Consider the following 20,544-nt stretch of genomic DNA (forward strand, 5'->3'; position numbering starts at 1 on the left):
GCTTATCCGCCATGCTGGTCATTTTGCGACGTCGCGATCAGGCGGTGTGATCGACCACGGCGACGTGTTGGGCCAGCTCGTTTACATGGCCCATCCATGTGTCGATCAGCGCAGGATCGGCGGTGGCAGCGGTGACACCTGCGGGGGCTTTGCCGTCAAGCACCATGTCGATGGCCAGCGACACGGGGGTCGAGACCAGTCGCGCCATTGCGGTGCCGCGGTCATCTCCCCAAGCGTCCATCACGTAGGTTTTGTGATAGGCATCCGCGCCGTCGGTTTCGGCTTTAAGTTCCACGCACATGATGACGCGGTCGGGTTCGCCGTCGTCATACGAGTTTTCGTCCCAGAACTGGTCGGACATTTCTTTCAAACGGGCGTCGCCGGCGTCACCTTCCAGTGTTTCAACTTCGGCAAACACGTCGCTCCACGCATCTGCCCAGCCGTTCAGGCGCAGGGTGCCGCGCACGAACAGGTCGACGTCCCAGTCGGCGTCGAACTTGTAGTCCTCCATGAAGGGGATCGAGTCGCGGTTGGGGTAGACCTCGAAGGTCTCAGATGTGGGCAGCGGCGCGGTATAGGCGCTGATCGCGTCCCACGGGCGGGAAACGTCGAAAGGCGCGCCGTCTTTGATGGATTTCGAGGGCGAGCGGAGCGCTTTCAACACGCCCAGAGGCGACCAGCTGAATTTATAGCGGAACGGGTTCGCGATCTTCGGAACGCCACCGCAATAGCTGCGGAAGCTCAGTTTGTTGCCCGCGTCATAGGCGTCCGAGGCGCGGTAATCCGCGACCAGCCAATGGGCCATCAGGTGGTCGATGCCGGGGTCTAGACCGATTTCGTTCACGCAGGCCAGCCCGGCCTCTTTGAACGCGCCATCCAGCGCTTTCATCTCGGGCGCGATATAGCTGGAGGACACGAAATGCGCGCCCTTCTCAAGGCACAGCTTGGCGACAGGGACGTGCAGGTCGCCGGGCAGCATCGACACGGCGATGTCGCCGGGCTTCAGCGCCTCGGCCAGAGCGTCCAGCGAAAATGCGCGGATGTCGTCGGTAAGATCGCCCACGGCCTCTTGTGCTTTTTCGACGGTCCGGTTCCAGACGGTAACCTCGCGCCCGTTCTCGATCAGGCGACGCAAGCCGGGGATGGCCGACAGGCCGGTGCCACACCAGTGGATTGTCATAACAAGGCTCCTTTCAGCCGAATTTCAGTTTCGCGATGATGATGGAGCCCACCAGAACAATCGCGATTGCGTTGGCGACAACCATGGGCCACGCGGCCAGCATGATGCCGTAGATAAGCCAGAGCGTGACCGACAGCAGCACCAGAAGGTTGGTCGACAGCGACAGGTCTTTGGTCTGTCGCGTGCGCCAAGTGCGGATGGTTTGGGGCATCCAGCAGATCGTGCTGATGATCCCGGCCAGTGTGCCGATCAGGGTCTCCATCAGATGTCCTTCATATGGGTGCGGAAGGTGTCCTCGGCCCGACCCCAGACGCCCGATGTCAGGTCAGTCAAGGTTATGAGCGAGGCCAGAAGCTGCCCCGCATAGTCGATCGAGCTTTCCAGGGGCAGCATCGAGGGCAGGTTGTCGATCGCCATGACGTCCATCACCGGATCCTCAGCCACGCGCAAGGCAGGCGTGTTCCAACTGGTCGCTTTGTTATAGACGGGCACCGGATTGTAGTCGCTGTCGGGGTCGCAGGCCACGTCGCCAATGGCGGTGAGTTTGCGGTCGGCGGTTAGTGCGTCCTTCGGGACGAACACCGGGGTTTGCGGTCCGGCCAGAATGCAGTTGATGAACAGGTCATGGTCCAGAATTTCGGGGAAGGGGCCACCGCTGGCGGTCTCGGCCATGTCCCATTTGGTGACGGTGACGCCCATCGCTTCCATCAGGTCAGACGCGCCAGTACCGACACGGCCAAGGGCGCCGATCACGATGGCGTTCGGGCGGGCGGCGCCGGTGGCGTCCAGCTCGGCGCGCAGTTCGTCCATCATGGCGTCTTTGTTCTTGTAGGCGCCAACCGGGCCACACAGCTTGCCATGCTGTTGGGCAGCCCAAGCTTTCAGCGTGACAGCGGCCCCCGCGAACCCGGCCCAATAGCCGAATGCAGCAACGCGGCGACCGGTTTCGTCCACCAGATATTCAAGGTCATAGAGCGTCCCGCCGCCTGCCTTGAAGCGCTCCAGCAACGCGCGACCCGAGTGTTGGCCCTTGAAGGCGTGGCCGAACATGATGTGGCGATGGGGCAGGGGGGTGCCGTCCTCGGGCAGCTCTTTCAGGCCAAAGATGATCGCGTCGCGGGGCGCGTCGGGCCAGCTGTTTTCAGCAGCAATCTCGCATCCCGCATCCTTGTAGCCGTCAATGCCGATGGCGCGGACAGAGCTTTCTTCGACCGTCACACGGATGCCAGCCTTGATCAGTTCAGCAGCCCCTTCCGGCGTCAAACCGACGCGATCTTCGTTTTCACGTTGTTCTGCACGGACCCAAAGATGTGTCATCCGTTATCCCCCTAGAAATGTGTTTGCGCGTGGTGGCGATCTTTATGTTCCAGATGCGGAACCGCGTTGTACTGAGTCAGCGTCAGCCCTGCAGGCATCAGCCGCATCCGGTGGATCGAGCTGTTCATGATCGGCAGAATGGTGCGGGTGAACGGGCCAAGGTCCAGCCCCATCACCACCCGCGTTGCCATGCCGATAAACCCGCCCGATGTGAAGATGATCGCGTCTTCGCCGCCTTCGGCAATCTCGTGAATCACCTCGGACACGCGGGTCTGGAAGTCGTGGAAGGTTTCGGGCGCCCCATCGATTTTGCCTTCTTGCCACGCGGCAAAGGTCAGCGGCAAGTGGTCGATGAAGTCTCCGTGCCCGGTCGGATGCGGAATGCCGAATTGGGCGTGCATCCGTTCGGACAGATCGAAATAGCGGACCTCATCCAGACGGGCATCGGCAGTGAAGTCCTCGGTGCCCCATTCCTGTGCGGTTTGCTGGTGGCGCGTTAGAGTCCCGGTGTAATGGCGGGCATATCGCTGGCCGGTGTCGCGCATATGCTCGCCCAACCAACGTGCCTGTTGACGGCCCAGATCGGACAGCCGGTCATAACCAGCCTCGTCCGTGGCTGTGTTGTTCGCTTGTCCGTGCCGGATCAGGGTGATGGTGGTCATTGGCGACTCCTTTCCGACCATTGCTAGAGAATTGGATCCAATTCGAAAAGGGGGGCTGGCGCAAAAACGATGCCTTGCGTCGGGAATGGCGAACTGACGGCGCGACGAGCATGGTTTATACTGAGAGTCGGATTACGGAGGTATGGATGAGCGACGGTATCAAATTCACCCTTGATGGGCGCGAAGTTGTTGCGCGTGATGGCGAAAGCATCTGGGATGTGGCCAAGCGTGAAGGCACGCTAATTCCGCACCTGTGCCACAAGGATGTGCCCAACCTGCGCGCCGACGGCAACTGCCGCGCCTGTGTGGTCGAGATCGAGGGTGAGCGCACGCTGGCCGCGTCCTGTATCCGCGAACCGGCCGAGGGCATGGTGGTCACCACCGACAACGCCCGCGCCAAATCCGCCCGCAAGATGGTGATCGAACTTCTGGTTGCCGACCAGCCGGAAGAACGCCACGACGCCGCCGCGCATTTCTGGGATATGGTTGACCTGAACGGGGTCGAGCAAAGCCGCTTCCCGAAAATGGCCGAAGGTCGCGTGCCGCTGCTCGATGACAGCCACGTCGCGATGAGCGTCAATCTGGATGCCTGTATTTCCTGTAATCTCTGCGTCCGTGCCTGCCGTGAAGTGCAGGTGAATGACGTGATCGGCATGGCCGGCCGCGGACATGACGCCTTCCCGACCTTTGATATTGATGACCCGATGGGCGCCTCGACCTGTGTGGCTTGCGGCGAATGCGTTCAGGCCTGCCCGACCGGCGCGCTGATGCCGGCCAAGGTGCAAGACACCTCGGATTTCGACAAGGAAGTCGAAAGCATCTGCCCCTTCTGCGGTGTTGGCTGTCAGGTCAGCCTGAAGGTGAAGGGCGACAAGGTCGTCTATGCCGAGGGGATCAACGGCCCCGCAAACGAAGGCCGCCTGTGCGTGAAAGGCCGATTCGGCTTTGACTACATCAATCACCCGCATCGCCTGACCAAGCCGCTGATCCGTAAGGAAGGCGCTGAAAAAGGCATGAACGTCGACCCGGCCAACCCGCTGACCCACTTCCGCGAAGCGACTTGGGACGAAGCGCTGGACGTCGCCGCCAAAGGCCTGACGCGCCTGCGCGACGAACATGGCGGCGAGGCTGTGGCCGGTTTCGGCTCGGCCAAGTGTACTAACGAAGAGGCCTATCTGTTCCAGAAGTTCATCCGTCAGGGCTTTACCCACAACAACGTCGACCACTGCACCCGACTGTGCCACGCCTCGTCTGTGTCGGCGCTGTTGGAGAACGTCGGCTCGGGCGCTGTGACCGCGACCTTTAACGAAATCGAAAACGCCGATGTGGCGATCGTCATCGGCTCGAACCCGATCGAGAACCACCCCGTTGCCGCGACCTATTTCAAACAGTTCACCCAGCGCGATGGGAAGCTGATCGTGATGGATCCGCGCGGCGTGGGCATGGGCCGTTTCGCGACGCACCGTCTGCAGTTCAAACCCGGCGCTGACGTGTCGATGCTGAACGCGATCATGCATGTGATCGCCGAGGAGGGCCTGCAAGACGACGCTTATATCTCCGAGCACACCGAGAACTGGGGCGCGATGCGCGAGCATCTGAAAGCCTTCACGCCGGAAGCCATGGCGCCGATCTGCGGCATCGACGCGGACGAGCTGCGCGCCGCGGCCCGCACCTTTGCGAGCGGCAAGAACGGCATGATCTTCTGGGGCATGGGCGTCAGTCAGCACGTGCACGGCACCGACAACTCGCGCTGTCTGATCGCGCTGGCGCTGATGACCGGCAATGTGGGACGTCCCGGCACGGGTTTGCACCCGCTGCGCGGCCAGAACAACGTGCAGGGTGCGTCCGATGCGGGTCTGATCCCAATGTTCTATCCGGACTATAAGTCGGTGAAGGATGAAGGCGTTCAGGCGCTTTATCGCGACGTTTGGGGCGTGGACGAGCTGAACCCGAACCCCGGCCTGACCGTGGTTGAAATCATGGACGCGGTGTACGACCGCAAGATCAAGGGCATGTATATTCTGGGCGAAAACCCGGCCATGTCCGATCCCGATGTGAACCACGTGCGCGAAGCGCTGCGCCGGATGGAATTCCTTGTCTCGCAAGATATCTTCCTGACCGAAACCGCGGGCTACGCCGATGTTGTGTTCCCGGCGGCCGCGCTGGCTGAAAAGACAGGCACGACCTCGAACACAAACCGTCAGGTGCAGATGTGCCGCCCGGCTGTTCCTGCGCCCGGTGAGGCGATGGAGGATTGGGAAATCACCACCGCTCTGGCCAATCGGATGGGGATGGGATGGACCTATGATCACCCCAGCCAGATCTATGCCGAGATGGAGCTGGTGATGCCCTCGCTGGCCAACATTTCGTGGGACCGTCTGGAAGATCAGAACGCCGTGACCTATCCGTCGCTGTCGCCAGAAGACCCGGGTCAGGCGGTTGTGTTTGGCGACAAGTTCCCGCGTGAAAACGGGCGCGCGCGCTTTGCCCCGGCCTCGATCATTCCGCCCGCCGAAGTGCCGGATGACGAATTCCCGATGGTTCTGACCACGGGCCGTCAGTTGGAGCATTGGCACACTGGGTCCATGACCCGCCGCGCCACGGTTCTGGATGCAATCGAGCCTGAAGCGAACTGTTCTATGAACCCGAAAACCCTGCGCGATATGGGTGTTCAGCCGGGGGATACGGTGCGTCTGACGACCCGCCGCGGAACCATTGATGTGATGGCGCGGGCGGATTACGCAGTAGCCGAGAACATGGTCTTCCTGCCCTTCGCCTACGTGGAAGCAGCGGCGAATCTTTTGACCAACCCGGCGCTGGACCCCTACGGCAAGATCGCCGAGATGAAGTTCTGTGCGGTGAAGGTCGAAGTCCCGGCCCAGATCGCCGCAGAATGATCTATACGTAGATAGAAACTAAAAAACGCCGGCCCTTAGGTCGGCGTTTTTCGTTTGGCCCGCATCCATGCGTCGATGGCGGCGATTTGGGTCTCGTCCAGCAAAAGCCCTAGTTTCGAGCGTCGCCAAACGACGTCCTCAGCCCGGTGAGCGTACTCTTTGTCCATCAGCCAGCGCAGCTCGGCCTCGGTCAGGGTGGCTCCGAAATTTTGGCCCAGATCGGTGAGGGATTTTGCGTTGCGCAGAATATCCCGCGCCTCGGTCCCATAGGCGCGGACCAGACGTTTGGCGTGGCGTGGGGAAAGGAAGGGGTAGGCCGCGTTGATCTGACTGACCAGCGCGTCAAATCCATCCACCGGGAAGTCTCCTCCGGGCAGCGGGACGCCTGCGGTCCACTTTTCGGGCTGCGGGCCAAGCTCAGCACCGATTTTCTCCAACGCGCTTTCCGCAAGGCGGCGATAGGTGGTGATCTTGCCACCAAAGATGTTCAGAACCGGGGTGTCCTCTACGTGGTCGGTGCGTAGCACATAGTCGCGGGTGGCCGCCGCCGCCGTGCCCTCACCATCATTGAACAGCGGACGGACGCCGGAATAGGTCCAGACCACATCATCCGCTGAGATCGGATCTTTCAGATACCCATTGATGAAGGCGATCAGATAGTCACGCTCGTCTTCCGTGCAGCTCGGGGGCGTGTCTGCGTCCACGTGATCGGCATCGGTTGTGCCAATAAGGGTGAAGTCGGTCTCATACGGAATGGCGAAGATGATCCGCCCGTCCTGTCCCTGGAAGAAATAGCATTTATCGTGGTCAAATAGGCGCATGGTAACAATGTGGCTGCCGCGCACCAGACGGATATTGGCGGGTGCGGTGCTGCCAAGCGTGGCTCCCAATACGTCTGCAATCCACGGACCGGCGGCATTTACCAGCATACGCGCAGTTATCTGCCGGGTCTGACCGGTATTGGTATCCGTCAGGGAGACACGCCACCCGCCGTCCTGCGGTTCGGCTTTCGTGACTTTGGTGCGCGGATTGATCTGGGCCCCGCGGACCTCGGCGTCGCGGGCGTTCAGGACAACCAGCCGGGCGTCTTCGACCCAGCAGTCCGAGTATTCGAACGCGGTTTCGAACATGGGGTTCAGGTGCTGGCCTTCTGGCGCAGTCTTTAGGTCTACACGGGTGGTGCCGGGCAGGATTTTCCGTCCACCCAAGTTGTCATAGAGAAACAACCCCAGCCGCACCAACCACCCGGGGCGACGGCCTTTCATCCACGGCATCACCGTGTTCAGCAGCCGCGACGTGGGCGTCGAACTGTCGAAGCGCATGCTGTGGTGATAGGGCAGCACGAACCGCATCGGCCACGAGATATGCGGCATGGCGCGCAGCAGTGTTTCGCGCTCTTTCAACGCTTCGCGGACCAGTCGGACCTCAAAATACTCCAGATAGCGCAGTCCGCCGTGAAACATCTTGGTTGAGGCGGACGAGGTTGCGCCGCCGATATCCCCCATTTCGGCCAGACAGACGGACATACCCCGCCCCGCCGCATCGCGCGCGATACCGCAGCCATTGATGCCGCCGCCGATGATCAGAAGGTCGAAGTCGCTTTGCATGTCTGTCCCAAAACCGAGTCGCGTTTACGCAGACCTTGCGTGAAATTGGTGATAAAGAGAAGGTGCGAGCTTTCGTAAATGTTCGCATGTTGCGAAATTGTGATCGAAACTCTGGATTCTGGGTGTTGATTCAGGTCATATGACATGAAAACGAACATGAGGGCGCGATGAGCACCACGCTGCGAAAATCCGAGATCCTGAACATCGCCCGCCGTGAAGGCAAGGTGACGGTCGACCGCTTGGTCGAGCTGATGGGCGTGACGCCTCAGACCATTCGTCGCGATCTGACGGAGCTGTCGGATGAGGGCGCGCTGGACCGGGTGCATGGGGGTGCTGTGCTGCCGTCCTCGACTGCGAATATCGGCTATGACGCGCGGCGGCAGCTGAACCAAACCGCTAAGGTCGACATCGCGCGGGCCTGTGCGAAACAGATCCCCAATGATTGCTGCATCTTCCTGAACATCGGCACCACGACCGAGGCTGTCGCGCAAGAGCTTTTGCACCACAAGGGCCTGCTGGTCGTGACGAACAACATTAACATCGCGGTGATTCTGTCGGCCAACCCCGATGTGCAGGTGATCGTGTCGGGTGGCAGCTTGCGCCGCTCGGATGGTGGGCTGGTAGGCGAGCTGGCGACCGACCTGATCCGCCGTTTTCGATTCGACATCTCGGTGATTGGGTGTTCGGCCTTGAACAACGCGGGCGACATGCTGGATTTTGACCTGCACGAGGTTAGCGTCAGCCACGCCATTATGGCGCAAAGCGATAAGGTGTGGCTGGCCGCAGATCACAGCAAATTCGAGCGCAAGGCCCCCATTCGGATCGGCAGCATGGCGGATGTGGACGTGATCTTTACCGATCAGACGTTGCCAGAGGATTGTGCTGTGCTTTGCCAGAACAGTGGGACCGAAGTGTCACTGATTTAGCCCCAGCGTACGTCCCCTAGGAAGATATACCCCGCCCCGTAAATCGTCTTGATCAGGCGTGGATTTTTCGGGTCTTCACGCAGTTTCGTACGCAGGCGCGAGATGCGGACATCCATCGCACGGTCAAAGCTTTCACCGGCAACGCCACCCAGTGTCTCTTGCATTTGTGCACGTGAAATCAAACGTTTAGGAGCATCAAGGAACAGGCGCAGCACTTCGCCTTCTGCATGAGAGAAGGCAGTTTCGGTGCCATCTTCGTCTTCCAGAACATAGCGGTCGAAATGGGCGGTCCAGCCGTTGAAATGCGCAGTGTTCGATGCGGTGTTGCCGGGTTTCTGATTGCGCAGGCGGGCGCGAACGCGGGCGACGACCTCGGCTGGCTCGAAGGGTTTAACGATATAGTCATCGGCCCCCAGCTCTAGCCCAGTCACGCGGTCCTGCACCAAGGATCGGCCCGAGATGATGATGATCGACGCGCCCCGCTCAAGGGCCAGCCGGTGGACCAAAGTTAACCCGTCACGATCCGGCAGACCTAGGTCCACAAGGCAGACATCCGGCGACATCGTGTTCAAAGCGGCCTCGAATTCTGTCGCGCGGGCGAAAGCCGCAGTGCGGAACCCGGCTTCCTCCAAGGCGTGCGAGAGCATGCGGCGGATTTCGGGTTCGTCATCCAGAATGGCGATCATGTGTTGGGTCACGATGGAACCTCTTGCGACAGGAATGTGGCCAGCTCACCAGTGGTGAATGGCTTGGGCAAAACGGGGAACCCGGCATTTTTACGGCGCGGGTCGTCGAGCGGCAGGGAAGTCATCAGCAGCATCGGCACATCCAACCCGGCCTGATCCAGCGCGTCCAGAAACTCGGGTCCGGTCTGCGCGCCTTCCAGTATAACATCAGAAAGGATGAGGCCCAGCCCCTCGATCCCGGTCAGGGAAAGGGCTTCTTCAGCCGAGCTGGCTTCGACAACCTGATGACCCATGCTGATCAGCATCTCTCGCACCGATGTTCGGATAGCTTCGCTGTCTTCGATCAGAAGGACGAGGCGTGGTGATATGGGTTGAGCGGGAATGCGCAGGGGCAATCGAATGGATACGACGGCGCCGCCAGTTTCTTCGCTGTTGAAGATTTTTACCTGTCCGCCTGCCACCTTGGTCTGGTCATAGACCATAGACAGCCCCAGCCCTGAACCTTCCCCACCTTTTGTGGTGTAGAACGGGTCCAGCGCATGCTCTAAGGCCTCTGGTGCAAATCCGGGTCCGGTATCGGTCACACGAAACTCGATCCAGGTTTCGCGAATCGGGCGGGCGGTCAGGTGGATGTCACCTCCGGCGTCGCCAAGGGCGTGCGAGGCGTTGATGATCAGGTTCAGAAGTCCGTCCTGTACCGCGCCGGCATCCAAAATAAGGCGCATATCCAGATCGAATACTTCAACTTTCAGGTGAATGCTTTCGGGCAGGGTTGGTCCCGCTAGGCTTTCCAACCCTTTCAGCATGTCAGGGACGTGCACCGGCTCCATATGCAGATCACGCCGACCCGAGATGGTCGCAATCCGTTCCAGAAGCGTACCCCCCCTGCGCACAGCGGCGTTGGTCGCCTGCACCAACTCCTGGGCGTCGTCCCCAATCGCCATTTGAGCCAATCGACTTTGAAGGCCCATGATGATGGTCAAAAGGTTGGAAAAATCATGCGCGACGCCGGATGTCAGCTGTGCTGCCAGCTCGCGTTTGCGGGTTTGGGCAAGGGCGGCGCGGGACTGTGCCTCTTCCGTGACGTCCATTGATAGGATGTACACGCCAGTGATCTGATCTTCACCTTTATCCGGGGTCAGAGCCACGCGGATACGGCGGCCGGATGTTTCATGTGTAAACTCGAACACGCTGGATTCGCCATGAAATGCGCGGGCGAAGTAGGGGCCAATCTGTGCGAATGCCTCGTCCCCTAGGGCTTCACTGGCATGCAGGCCCAGAAGGTCGGTTGGGCGACCCGGGATAACCTTGCCCAGACGACGGTTCGAGAACGTATAGTACAGATCACGGTCGATCCGCGCGATATGGGCGGGCATCATTTCCGCGGTTAGGCGGGTGCGGCTTTCCATCAAGGTCAATTGCCGCTTGGTTTCTTCCAAGGCGGTGTTTGCGGATGCCAGCGCGCGGTTGGTCTGGGTCAGCTCTTCGGTATAGGTCAGCACTTGATCCGACAGTTCTTCGGACCGGGCGCGCAGAAGGGATTCCTGTCGCTTGATTGGGGTGATGTCGGTATAGACCGTCACCCAGCCCCCTTGAGGCAGCGGGTGCCCTTCGACCGAGATGACACGCCCATTGGCGCGGGTGCGCTCCATGTAATGCGGTTGAAAATCCAGCGCTTGATCGACCCGCGACTTCACGAATTCTTCGATGTCTCCGACCGCGCCGTAATCCCCGCGTTCCGCAAGGTGACGGATCGTATCGGAGAACGAGGCACCGGGTTGGGCAAGGTGATCCGGAAGATCGAACATGTCCTGAAACTGGCTATTTCCAATGACCAAAGTCAGACGTCGATCATAGATGGAAAGCGCCTGTTGAATCAGGTTTAGCCCGGCTTGGGTCAACGCGGCCGTTTCTGAAGATTGTAGTGGCAAGCAATCCCCTCCTGCATCTACCGCTAGCACCTGATTTGCCTAGGGAAAAGAGGAATGCGCCCTGCTGTAAGGATTCATCTGATCCTGTAACAATTCGATAGAATTAGGAAAAAGTGCCGAAACCTTTGACGGCGAGATTTTTTTCGTCAGGGTTGTCGAACAGGATTCGTTCGGCGACCGGGAACGTCGGCCGACCGACGGTGGGAGGAAAATTTGGCACAGGATCTAGTCGCTTCTGGCGCGTTTGCCTCAATTCCAGCGCTTCTCGCGCGGAATGTGAAGGAATATGGAGATCGCCCGGCTTATCGGGAGAAAGAATTCGGTATCTGGCAAAGCTGGACCTGGGCGGAGGCTGCTGAAGAAATTCAGAACCTCGCCTTGGGCCTATTGGCTTTGGGGATCGACCGTGGAGACCACGTGGCCATCATTGGCCGTAACCGTCCAGCTCACTATTGGGCGATGGTTGCAGCGCAGAAGGTAGGTGCCGTTCCGGTGCCGCTTTACCAAGATGCGGTTGTGGAAGAGATGGAATATGTGCTCGAGCATTGCGGCGCACGTTTCGTCATCTGCGGTGACCAGGAACAAGTCGACAAAGTGATCGAGGTGCAGGACAAGATCCATCACATCGAACACGTGTTGTACTATGACAAGCGTGGCCTGCGGAAATACGACCACAGCCACCTGCATTGGTATGTCGACATTCAGGAAGAAGGCCGCGTGGCCCATGCCCGTCTGGAAGACGAGATGGCTACACGCGAAGCCGAGCTGGAATACGACAGCACCTGTGTGATGTTGTACACCTCGGGTACCACGGGTCGACCGAAGGGTGTGGTTCTGTCGAACCGCAACATCATCGAAAGTGCGAAGAACTCGTCCGAGTTCGACAATCTTGGTGTGAACGAAGATGTGCTCGCCTATCTGCCGATGGCATGGGTTGGTGACTTCATCTTCTCGCTGGGTCAGGCCATGTGGTCAGGCTTCTGTGTGAACTGCCCGGAATCGGCAGACACGCTGATGTCGGATTTGCGCGAAATTGGACCGACATACTACTTCGCTCCGCCGCGCGTGTTTGAAACACAGCTGACGAACGTGATGATCCGCATGGAAGACAGTGGCGATCTGAAATACGCCATCTTCCATCACTTCATGAACTTCGCAAAAGGCGGCGCCGGTGAAAAATACGGCATGCCCAAGCGCAAGGTCACGACCCAGAAGAAAACTCTGGAACAGAAGATCCGTCACGGGTTCAACTATGCGATGGGGATCGGCTTTGCGGCTGAGACCATCATCGAAAACAGTATCCGTCTGGCATTTGCCAAACTGCGCTACGGCAAGAACGTGCGTAAGCACTTCAAAGCCAAGGATCCGCTGGGTCTGAAACTGTATCGCGGTAACCTGCAGGAATACTTCAAGTATCGCTGCGGTGACGTTCTGGTTTACGGTCCGCTGAAAGACACGCTGGGCTTTGGCCGCATTCGTGTTGGCTATACCGCTGGTGAAGCGATTGGTCCGGAAATCTTCGCGTTCTATCGCTCGATGGGGATCAACCTGAAGCAGCTTTACGGTCAGACCGAAGCGACCGTGTTCATCACGGTTCAGCCTGATGGTGAAGTGCGCAACGACACTGTTGGTGTACCTGCGCCGGGTGTGGAAGTACGCATCGAAGACAATGGCGAGATCTTCTATCGCTCGCCGGGTACCTTTGTTGAATACTACAACAACCCGGAATCGACGGCTGATACCAAAGATCCTGAAGGTTGGGTTGCAACCGGTGATGCTGGTTTCTTCGACAAGAAGAACGGCCACCTGCGCATCATCGACCGTGCAAAGGACGTGGGCAAGATGGCCGATGGCCGGATGTTCGCACCCAAATATGTCGAGAACAAACTGAAGTTCTATCCTGACATTCTGGAGGCAGTTGTCTTCGGCAATGATCGTGACATGTGCACTGCCTTCATCAACATCGACCTGACTGCCGTAGGCAACTGGGCCGAGCGTAACAACGTGGCCTATGCCTCGTATCAGGAACTGGCCGGTCACCCGGAAGTGGTGTCGACCATTCAGGAACACGTTGAAACGATCAACAAGTCGGTTGCTGAAGACGAGATGCTGTCGGGTTGTCAGATTCACCGCTTCCTGATCCTGCACAAGGAACTGGACGCAGATGACGGCGAAATGACCCGTACCCGTAAAGTACGTCGTAAGATCGTGGAAGAGAAATACGCTCCGCTGATCGACGCGCTCTACACCGGCAAGTCCGAGCAATATATCGAAACCGAAGTGACCTATGAAGATGGGCGCAAGGGGTCGATCAACGCCACCCTGGAAATCCGCGATGCGGCTGTGGTGGGTAACACTCAGGGGATGGCGGCAGAATGACAACTGATATGAACGCCGACAGCTACGTCACTGAAGACGGGCGCACCATTGGCCCCGTTGTCATGGACCTTAAAAACATCACGCTGCGCTTTGGCGGTGTGGTGGCGATCAAGGACATCAGCTTTGATATCCGCGAAGGCGAGATCCGCGCGATCATCGGCCCGAACGGTGCTGGTAAATCCTCGATGCTGAACGTCATCTCGGGGTTTTATAAACCCCAAGAAGGCGAGGTCTGGTTCCGCGGATCGAAACGTCCGCAGATGCGCCCCTATCAGGTTGCGCGTCAGGGCTTGGCACGGACCTTCCAGAACATCGCGCTGTTTGACGGCATGACCGTTCTGGACAACATCATGACGGGCCGCCTGAACAAGATGAATTCCAACCTGCTTCAGCAGGCCATCTGGAAAGGCAAAGCCGAGAAGGAAGAGCTGGAGAACCGCGAAGCGTGCGAGAAAGTCATCGACTTCCTTGAAATCCAGCACATCCGCAAAACGCCTGTAGGGCGTCTGCCTTATGGTCTGAAGAAACGTGTTGAACTGGCACGTGCCTTGGCTGCTGAACCGTCGCTGCTTTTGCTCGACGAACCGATGGCCGGCATGAACGTTGAGGAAAAAGAGGACATGTCCCGCTTTATCCTCGACATGAATGACGAGTTCGGCACCACCATTGCCCTGATCGAACACGATATGGGCGTGGTTATGGACCTGTCCGACCGCGTGGTGGTCATGGACTACGGTAAGAAAATTGGGGACGGCACACCCGACGAGGTGCGCAACAACCAGGATGTGATCGACGCCTATCTCGGCGTGTCACACGACTAAGGGGGGAGACTATGCCTGAACAACTACTCTTTGCGATGGAAGTTACCCTGAACGGCCTGATGGCCGGGGTGCTTTACGCACTTGTCGCGCTGGGCTTTGTCTTGATCTTCAAGGCGTCCGGTATCTTTAACTTTGCCCAGGGTATGCTGGTGGTGTTCGCCGCCATGACCCTGGTGGGTGTTCAGACGGGGCAAATCCCCTTCGCGCACCTTATCAACACGATTTTCGGGACTAAAATCCACCACTTCGGATGGACCGTGCCGACGATTTTGGCGATCATTGTGGCGGGTGCCGCCATGGTGTTTGTCGCTTGGATCATCGAGAAATACATCCTTCAACACCTGATCGGTCAGCCTGACATCATTCTGTTCATGGCCACAATCGGCATGTGGTACTTCATGCACGGCTTCGCGCCGCTGATGTGGGGCTCGGAAGTGATGAAGCTGGACGTAGGTCTGGCGCAGGGTATCAACGAAACAATTGATACGACCACGTATAACTGGTTCGGCTATGGCTTCTTTATTGATAACCTCGATATCGTCGCCGCGATCGTAGCTGCCCTTCTGGTGACCGCGCTGGTTCTGTTCTCGCAATACACCAAGCAAGGCCGCGCTCTGCGGGCTGTGGCGGACGATCACTCGGCAGCTCTGTCGGTCGGTATCTCGCTGCGCTTCATCTGGGTTCTAGTCTGGTCGATTGCTGGCTTTGTGGCTCTTGTCGCCGGGATCATGTGGGGCTCGAAGTCGGGCGTTCAGATCTCGCTGGCTGAAGTTGCACTGAAAGCACTTCCGGTTCTGATGCTGGGTGGCTTCACCTCGATCCCGGGCGCCATCATTGGCGGTCTGATCATCGGTGTGGGCGAGCAGCTGTTCGAATTTGCCATCGGTCCCCTTGTGGGCGGCGCAACCCAAGCTTGGTTCGCCTATGTGCTGGCACTTGTCTTCCTCATCTTCCGCCCGCAGGGGCTGTTTGGTGAGAAAATCATCGAAAGGGTCTGATTAATGTTTTACCGCGAAGCTGGTGATTTCAAAACGTCCTACCGCGACGACAACCAGACCTTTCCGATCCGCCTTGACCGGGCTGGATACTGGATTGCCCTGTTCGTCGCATTCTGTGTGATCCCGTTCTTTGTGAACGACTACTGGGTGAACTCGATCTTTGCTCCGTTCTTCATCTACGCCATTGCGGCGCTGGGGCTGAACATTCTGACGGGCTATGCCGGTCAGGTATCGCTGGGTACGGGTGGTTTCATGGCTGTAGGGGCTTACGCCTGCTATAAGCTGATGGTTGCCTTCCCGGACATCAACATCGTGTTCCACGTGTTGATCGCTGGTGGCATCACCGCCGCCGTGGGTGTGGCCTTCGGTCTGCCGTCGCTGCGCATCAAAGGGTTCTACCTTGCGGTTGCGACCTTGGCCGCTCAGTTCTTCCTGGTGTGGCTGTTCAACAAGGTGGCGTGGTTCTACAACTACTCGGCCTCGGGTCAGATCAACGCACCTGAACGTACTGTGTTCGGCGTGATCGTAACTGGCCCCAATACCGAAGCCTGGGCAAAATACATGATCTGCCTGGTATTCCTGGTGGGAGTTGCTTGGGTCGCACGCAACCTGACACGCGGCATGACCGGCCGTAAGTGGATGGGCATCCGCGACATGGACATCGCAGCCGAGATCATCGGGGTGAACCCGCTGATGGCCAAGATGTCGGCCTTCGCTGTCTCGTCCTTCTTTGTAGGTATTGCCGGTGCTCTGTTCTTCGCCGTCTATCTGGGCGCTGCAGAAGCTGGTGAAAGCTTCGGTATTACCAAGTCGTTCCTGGTGCTCTTCATGATCATCATTGGCGGCCTGGGCTCGATCTTCGGATCCTTTGCAGGCGCTGCCTTCATGGTTCTGATGCCGGTTCTCTTGAAGAACGTTCTGGTTGGTACGCTAGGTTGGCCCACCGAGATCGCTGCCGAACTGGAATTCATCATCGTTGGTGGTTTGATCGTGATCTTCCTGATCCTCGAACCCCATGGTTTGGCCCAACTGTGGCGTCTCACAAAAGAGAAGCTGCGTCTGTGGCCCTTCCCGCACTAAGCGGGCAATAAGATCCGGGCATCCGGCCATGAGGAGCGGTCGGGTGTCCAAATGCAATGCTGTCCATAAGGGCACAATATTTTGCTAATCTAGGGAGGAAGCAAATGACTTTTAAACGTGTTGCCGCGGCGTCTGTAGCCGCACTGATGGTAGCCTCGCCGGTAATGGCGGATCTGGTATTCCCATCGCTCAGCTATCGGACTGGTCCGTTCGCTGCGGGTGGTATTCCTTACGCTGACGGTTTCGCCGACTACATGACCCTGCTGAACGAACGTGACGGCGGTATCGGCGGTGTAGCTGTTCAGACTCCGGAATGTGAGACTGCCTATAACACCGAAAAAGGTGTGGAATGCTACGAAGCCACCAAAGGCGAAGGCGCTCTGGCCTATAACCCGCTGTCGACCGGTATCACCTATCAGCTGATCCCCAAAGCGACTGCTGACAACATTCCGCTGTACACCCCCGGTTACGGTCGTACCTCGGCTGCAAACGGCAACGTGTTCAGCCACGTGTTCAACTTCCCGGCCAACTACTGGAACGGCGCTTCGGCTGCTGTGAACCACATTCTGGATCTGAATGGTGGCGACCTGAACGGCAAGAAAGTTGTTCTGCTGCACTTCAACGGCGCTTACGGTAAAGAGCCGATCCCGACGCTGACCAAGCTGGGCGAAAAGCACGGTTTTGAATTCTCGACCATTCCGGTTGACTATCCGGGTCAGGAACAGAAGGCACAGTGGCTGCAGATCCGCCGCGAAAAGCCTGACTATGTTCTGTTCTGGGGCTGGGGCGTGATGAACCAGGTTGCCATTCAGGAAGCCGCAAACATCCGTTTCCCGATGGAAAACTTCATCGGCGTATGGTGGTCCGGTGCCGAGCATGACGTGAAGCCTGCTGGCGACAAAGCTACCGGTTATAAGGCTGTGACCTTCCACGGTGTTGGTTCGGACTATCCGGTCTTTGGTGACCTGCAGAAATATGTTGTAGACGCTGGTAAAGCAGCTGGCGACGGCTCCAACGTTGGTACCGTTATCTACAACCGTGGTGTTTACGCTGCGATGATGCTGGCTGAAGCCGCGAAGAAGGCTCAGGAAATCCACGGTGTTACAGACATCACCTCGGCACAGATGCGTGACGGTCTGGAGCAGCTGGAAATCACCAATGCACGTATGGCCGAACTGGGCCTGGAAGGCTTTGGTCCGGAGTTTAAGATCAGCTGTGAGAACCACGGTGGTCCGGGTACTGCTGCTATCCAGCAGTGGGATGCAGCCGCCGGAAAGTGGTCGCTGATCACCGACTTCTCGGGATCGGACATGGATGTCATCCAGCCGCTGATCGACGCTGACTCGGCTGCCTACGCTGCTGAGAACAAAATCGAGCCGCAGTGTAACTAATACACCGGCACGCGTCCGGGCCTTCGGGCCCGGACGACCCCTTTGAAACGACTACGAACAGGACGACCTGATATGCTGGACGCTGAAAAGACCGAAGAGACCCTGCTTGAGGTCAACAATATCGAGGTCATCTACAATCACGTGATCCTCGTGCTGAAAGGCGTAAGCCTGTCTGTTCCCAAGGGCGGTATCACCGCACTTCTTGGTGGTAACGGCGCAGGAAAAACAACGACCCTCAAGGCCATTTCGAACCTGCTTCAAGCAGAGCGTGGTGAAGTGACCAAGGGCACGATCGACCACATGGGCGAAAACATCGCCGAACTGAACCCGGCCGCATTGGTGAAACGTGGTGTCATTCAGGTGATGGAAGGCCGTCACTGCTTTGAACACTTGACCGTGGAAGAAAACCTTCTGACCGGTGCCTACACCCGCACCGATGGCCGTGCCGCGGTCGCGAAAGACCTGGAAATGGTCTATGAGTACTTCCCGCGCTTGGCCGAACGTCGCAAGTCGCAGGCTGGCTATACCTCGGGTGGTGAGCAGCAGATGGTTGCCATGGGTCGCGCAATGATGTCGCGCCCCGAGATGATCCTGCTGGACGAACCGTCGATGGGTCTGGCCCCGCAGCTTGTGGAGCAGATCTTCCAGATCGTGAAGCGCCTGAACGAAGAGCAGGGCACCACGTTCCTGCTGGCCGAACAGAACACCAACGTGGCGCTGAAATACGCCCACTATGGTTATATTCTGGAAAATGGCCGCATCGTGATGGACGGCCCCGCTGCTGAACTGCGCGAGAACCCTGACGTTAAAGAATTCTACCTGGGTATGTCAGATGAAGGTCGTAAGAGCTTCCGCGACGTGCGCTCGTATCGCCGCCGTAAGCGTTGGCTGGCCTAATCTGGCCTGCCTTCCACGGCGACCCAAATTTTTCATGATTAAACCGCCGATCTTGGTCGGCGCAGACAGAGGTTTTGCTCATGTCCAACTATTTTGATGCGCTCGAGACACGTTCGGAAGATGAACGCGCCGCTGGTTTGGCGGCCGCTCTGCCCGAGCAGATCGCCCGCGCCAAGGCACTGTCCGGTTATGCTAACCTTCTGGCAGATGCTGACGCGGCAAGCGTCACCTCGGCCGAAGCGCTGGCAAAGCTACCGGTTCTGCGCAAATCCGAGATCGGCAAAGCTCAGGCTGCGGATGGCCCTCTGGGTGGGTTCGGAGGTCTGCCGACGCATGAGTTCGCGCATATCTTCCAAAGCCCTGGCCCGATCTACGAACCCGGTGGTGTAGGTCATGACTGGTGGCGCATGGGGCGTTTCCTGAATGCCTGTGGCATCGGCAAGGGTGACATCGTTCAGAACTGCTTTGGGTATCACCTGACGCCCGCTGGCATGATCTTTGAAAACGGTGCACGCGCCGTTGGCGCTGCGGTTATTCCCGCTGGCGTCGGCCAGACCGAGCTTCAGGTGCGCGCCGCTGCCGATATCGGTACGACGGCCTATGCTGGAACGCCCGACTATCTGAAGATCATTCTGGATCGTGCAGATGCGGATGGCGTGAAACTGAAAATCACCAAAGCTGCTGTGGGTGGCGGGGCATTGTTCCCCAGCCTGCGTCAGGAATACGCCGACCGTGGCATTACCTGTCTGCAAAGCTATGCGACTGCCGATCTGGGCAACGTTGCTTATGAAAGCGATGCGATGGAAGGTATGATCGTGGACGAAGGCGTGATCGTCGAGATCGTTCGTCCCGGCACCGGTGATCCCGTTGCTCCGGGCGAAGTGGGCGAGGTCGTCGTGACCTCGTTGAACCCCGACTATCCGCTGATCCGTTTCGCAACCGGCGATCTGTCGGCTGTGCTGTCGGGCGTTAGCCCCTGTGGCCGGACCAACATGCGCATTAAGGGCTGGATGGGCCGTGCGGACCAGACCGCCAAGATCAAGGGCATGTTTGTCCGTCCCGAGCAGGTCGCAGATTTCGTCTCCAAGCACGCCGAGATCGCGAAGGCCCGCGTCATTGCCACTCGTGAAGGCGAGATGGACGCGATGACCGTCCAGGTCGAGGCTGACGGCGGCAACGCTGATGCTTATGCCAAGTCTGTTGCGGATACGCTGAAGTTGAAGGGTAAGATCGAATTGGTCGCGCCGGGCAGCTTGCCCAACGATGGCATCGTTATCGATGACCAGCGCGTCTACGACTGAGCCATTTTAGTTGGCTTCCTCCCGGATGGGGCTGGGGAAACCCGGCCCTTTCTGTTTTAGGGGGGTGGTTTGCCAGAGATGGCTTTGAAACCAAGCACCAAACACAAAAAAGCCGCCCAGAGGGCGGCTTTTTCTGTAACGCTGCTGAAGCGATTAGCCCTGACGGGCTTTGAACCGGCGCTGCGTCTTGTTGATGACGTATACGCGGCCTTTACGGCGCACGACACGGCAATCGCGGTGACGGTTTTTCAGCGAGCGGAGCGAGTTGCGAACTTTCATGGTCCTTCTCCTTCTACGCGGCGCTGCGGTTGCGCCTAGGCTTCAGTTTACCTTCTGACCTTTCGGTCATCTGGCGGTTCATGGTGGGCGATACTGGGATCGAACCAGTGACCCCTTCGATGTCAACGAAGTGCTCTACCGCTGAGCTAATCGCCCTAAAATCTCTGCCGAAACAGCCTTTTCAGGCCGATC

The 20,544-nt window shown here is 58.4% G+C and carries 17 protein-coding genes and 1 tRNA gene; 9 read left to right on the forward strand and 9 right to left on the reverse strand.

What is annotated here, in order from left to right:
* Positions 1 to 37: 37 nt before the first annotated feature.
* From ACP15F_RS14845 to ACP15F_RS14860, 4 genes are read right to left on the reverse strand one after another with little or no spacing between them, the layout of a single operon-like run.
* Positions 38 to 1,180 (reverse strand): saccharopine dehydrogenase family protein, encoded by a 1,143-nt coding sequence (locus ACP15F_RS14845; protein ID WP_424941598.1) that lies wholly within the window; start codon positions 1,178 to 1,180, stop codon positions 38 to 40.
* Positions 1,181 to 1,193: 13 nt separating this feature from the next.
* A complete protein-coding gene (locus tag ACP15F_RS14850) occupies positions 1,194 to 1,442 on the reverse strand; it encodes a SemiSWEET family sugar transporter (protein ID WP_108858248.1) in 249 nt (82 codons plus the stop codon).
* Positions 1,442 to 2,497, reverse strand: coding sequence for a saccharopine dehydrogenase (locus tag ACP15F_RS14855; protein ID WP_424941599.1), 1,056 nt, complete (start codon positions 2,495 to 2,497; stop codon positions 1,442 to 1,444). Before ACP15F_RS14855 ends, ACP15F_RS14850 begins: the two co-directional genes overlap by 1 nt.
* Positions 2,498 to 2,508: 11 nt before the next feature.
* On the reverse strand, positions 2,509 to 3,159 hold the full coding sequence (locus ACP15F_RS14860; RefSeq protein WP_108858250.1) for a histidine phosphatase family protein: 651 nt from the start codon (positions 3,157 to 3,159) through the stop codon (positions 2,509 to 2,511).
* Between the two features lie 146 nt (positions 3,160 to 3,305).
* Here ACP15F_RS14860 and fdhF point away from each other — a divergent pair, with 146 nt between their 5' ends.
* Positions 3,306 to 6,056 (forward strand): formate dehydrogenase subunit alpha, encoded by a 2,751-nt coding sequence (gene fdhF, locus ACP15F_RS14865; RefSeq protein WP_424941600.1) that lies wholly within the window; start codon positions 3,306 to 3,308, stop codon positions 6,054 to 6,056.
* A 35-nt stretch (positions 6,057 to 6,091) separates the two neighbouring features.
* Here fdhF and glpD read toward each other — a convergent pair whose 3' ends face one another.
* Complete coding sequence (glpD, locus tag ACP15F_RS14870; protein WP_424941601.1) at positions 6,092 to 7,663, reverse strand: glycerol-3-phosphate dehydrogenase; 1,572 nt, start codon at positions 7,661 to 7,663, stop codon at positions 6,092 to 6,094.
* Between the two features lie 167 nt (positions 7,664 to 7,830).
* Here glpD and ACP15F_RS14875 point away from each other — a divergent pair, with 167 nt between their 5' ends.
* Positions 7,831 to 8,589 (forward strand): DeoR/GlpR family DNA-binding transcription regulator, encoded by a 759-nt coding sequence (locus ACP15F_RS14875; protein WP_424941602.1) that lies wholly within the window; start codon positions 7,831 to 7,833, stop codon positions 8,587 to 8,589.
* Here the strand turns inward: ACP15F_RS14875 and ACP15F_RS14880 are convergent.
* Both ACP15F_RS14880 and ACP15F_RS14885 read right to left on the reverse strand, forming a co-directional pair.
* A complete protein-coding gene (locus ACP15F_RS14880) occupies positions 8,586 to 9,275 on the reverse strand; it encodes a response regulator transcription factor (RefSeq protein ID WP_281501336.1) in 690 nt (229 codons plus the stop codon). The genes ACP15F_RS14875 and ACP15F_RS14880 overlap by 4 nt on opposite strands.
* 8 nt (positions 9,276 to 9,283) lie before the next feature.
* A complete protein-coding gene (locus tag ACP15F_RS14885; RefSeq protein WP_424941603.1) occupies positions 9,284 to 11,206 on the reverse strand; it encodes a PAS-domain containing protein in 1,923 nt (640 codons plus the stop codon).
* A 213-nt stretch (positions 11,207 to 11,419) separates the two neighbouring features.
* Between ACP15F_RS14885 and ACP15F_RS14890 the strand changes: the two genes are divergently transcribed.
* From ACP15F_RS14890 to ACP15F_RS14920, 7 genes are all read left to right on the forward strand, one after another.
* Complete coding sequence (locus ACP15F_RS14890; RefSeq protein ID WP_424941604.1) at positions 11,420 to 13,585, forward strand: AMP-binding protein; 2,166 nt, start codon at positions 11,420 to 11,422, stop codon at positions 13,583 to 13,585.
* Positions 13,582 to 14,406, forward strand: coding sequence for an ABC transporter ATP-binding protein (locus ACP15F_RS14895; RefSeq protein WP_239058425.1), 825 nt, complete (start codon positions 13,582 to 13,584; stop codon positions 14,404 to 14,406). Before ACP15F_RS14890 ends, ACP15F_RS14895 begins: the two co-directional genes overlap by 4 nt.
* Positions 14,407 to 14,417: 11 nt before the next feature.
* Complete coding sequence (locus tag ACP15F_RS14900) at positions 14,418 to 15,404, forward strand: branched-chain amino acid ABC transporter permease (RefSeq protein WP_163039543.1); 987 nt, start codon at positions 14,418 to 14,420, stop codon at positions 15,402 to 15,404.
* A 3-nt stretch (positions 15,405 to 15,407) separates the two neighbouring features.
* A complete protein-coding gene (locus ACP15F_RS14905) occupies positions 15,408 to 16,484 on the forward strand; it encodes a branched-chain amino acid ABC transporter permease (protein WP_424941605.1) in 1,077 nt (358 codons plus the stop codon).
* A gap of 104 nt (positions 16,485 to 16,588) precedes the next feature.
* Positions 16,589 to 17,875 (forward strand): ABC transporter substrate-binding protein, encoded by a 1,287-nt coding sequence (locus ACP15F_RS14910; RefSeq protein ID WP_424941606.1) that lies wholly within the window; start codon positions 16,589 to 16,591, stop codon positions 17,873 to 17,875.
* 72 nt (positions 17,876 to 17,947) lie between these two features.
* Positions 17,948 to 18,772, forward strand: coding sequence for an ABC transporter ATP-binding protein (locus ACP15F_RS14915; protein WP_424941607.1), 825 nt, complete (start codon positions 17,948 to 17,950; stop codon positions 18,770 to 18,772).
* A gap of 80 nt (positions 18,773 to 18,852) precedes the next feature.
* The gene (locus ACP15F_RS14920) at positions 18,853 to 20,073 is read left to right on the forward strand and encodes a phenylacetate--CoA ligase family protein (RefSeq protein WP_424941608.1); all 1,221 of its coding nucleotides are present in this window, start codon (positions 18,853 to 18,855) and stop codon (positions 20,071 to 20,073) included.
* Positions 20,074 to 20,226: 153 nt separating this feature from the next.
* On the opposite strand, the gene ykgO is transcribed toward ACP15F_RS14920, so the two are convergent.
* Both ykgO and ACP15F_RS14930 read right to left on the reverse strand, forming a co-directional pair.
* On the reverse strand, positions 20,227 to 20,352 hold the full coding sequence (gene ykgO / locus ACP15F_RS14925) for a type B 50S ribosomal protein L36 (protein ID WP_005850168.1): 126 nt from the start codon (positions 20,350 to 20,352) through the stop codon (positions 20,227 to 20,229).
* A gap of 81 nt (positions 20,353 to 20,433) precedes the next feature.
* Positions 20,434 to 20,508 (reverse strand) — tRNA-Val (locus ACP15F_RS14930).
* Between the last annotated feature and the right edge of the window lie 36 nt (positions 20,509 to 20,544).

The organism is Aliiroseovarius sp. S253 (genome assembly GCF_049800855.1).
GTDB lineage: Bacteria > Pseudomonadota > Alphaproteobacteria > Rhodobacterales > Rhodobacteraceae > Aliiroseovarius.

Coding starts and splice junctions, on each gene's coding strand:
- ACP15F_RS14845 (WP_424941598.1), bottom strand. CDS start 1,180: ATGACAATCCACTGGTGTGGCACCGGCCTGTCGGCCATCCCCGGCTTG.
- ACP15F_RS14850 (WP_108858248.1), bottom strand. CDS start 1,442: ATGGAGACCCTGATCGGCACACTGGCCGGGATCATCAGCACGATCTGC.
- ACP15F_RS14855 (WP_424941599.1), bottom strand. CDS start 2,497: ATGACACATCTTTGGGTCCGTGCAGAACAACGTGAAAACGAAGATCGC.
- ACP15F_RS14860 (WP_108858250.1), bottom strand. CDS start 3,159: ATGACCACCATCACCCTGATCCGGCACGGACAAGCGAACAACACAGCC.
- fdhF (WP_424941600.1), top strand. CDS start 3,306: ATGAGCGACGGTATCAAATTCACCCTTGATGGGCGCGAAGTTGTTGCG.
- glpD (WP_424941601.1), bottom strand. CDS start 7,663: ATGCAAAGCGACTTCGACCTTCTGATCATCGGCGGCGGCATCAATGGC.
- ACP15F_RS14875 (WP_424941602.1), top strand. CDS start 7,831: ATGAGCACCACGCTGCGAAAATCCGAGATCCTGAACATCGCCCGCCGT.
- ACP15F_RS14880 (WP_281501336.1), bottom strand. CDS start 9,275: ATGATCGCCATTCTGGATGACGAACCCGAAATCCGCCGCATGCTCTCG.
- ACP15F_RS14895 (WP_239058425.1), top strand. CDS start 13,582: ATGACAACTGATATGAACGCCGACAGCTACGTCACTGAAGACGGGCGC.
- ACP15F_RS14900 (WP_163039543.1), top strand. CDS start 14,418: ATGCCTGAACAACTACTCTTTGCGATGGAAGTTACCCTGAACGGCCTG.
- ACP15F_RS14905 (WP_424941605.1), top strand. CDS start 15,408: ATGTTTTACCGCGAAGCTGGTGATTTCAAAACGTCCTACCGCGACGAC.
- ACP15F_RS14910 (WP_424941606.1), top strand. CDS start 16,589: ATGACTTTTAAACGTGTTGCCGCGGCGTCTGTAGCCGCACTGATGGTA.
- ACP15F_RS14915 (WP_424941607.1), top strand. CDS start 17,948: ATGCTGGACGCTGAAAAGACCGAAGAGACCCTGCTTGAGGTCAACAAT.
- ACP15F_RS14920 (WP_424941608.1), top strand. CDS start 18,853: ATGTCCAACTATTTTGATGCGCTCGAGACACGTTCGGAAGATGAACGC.
- ykgO (WP_005850168.1), bottom strand. CDS start 20,352: ATGAAAGTTCGCAACTCGCTCCGCTCGCTGAAAAACCGTCACCGCGAT.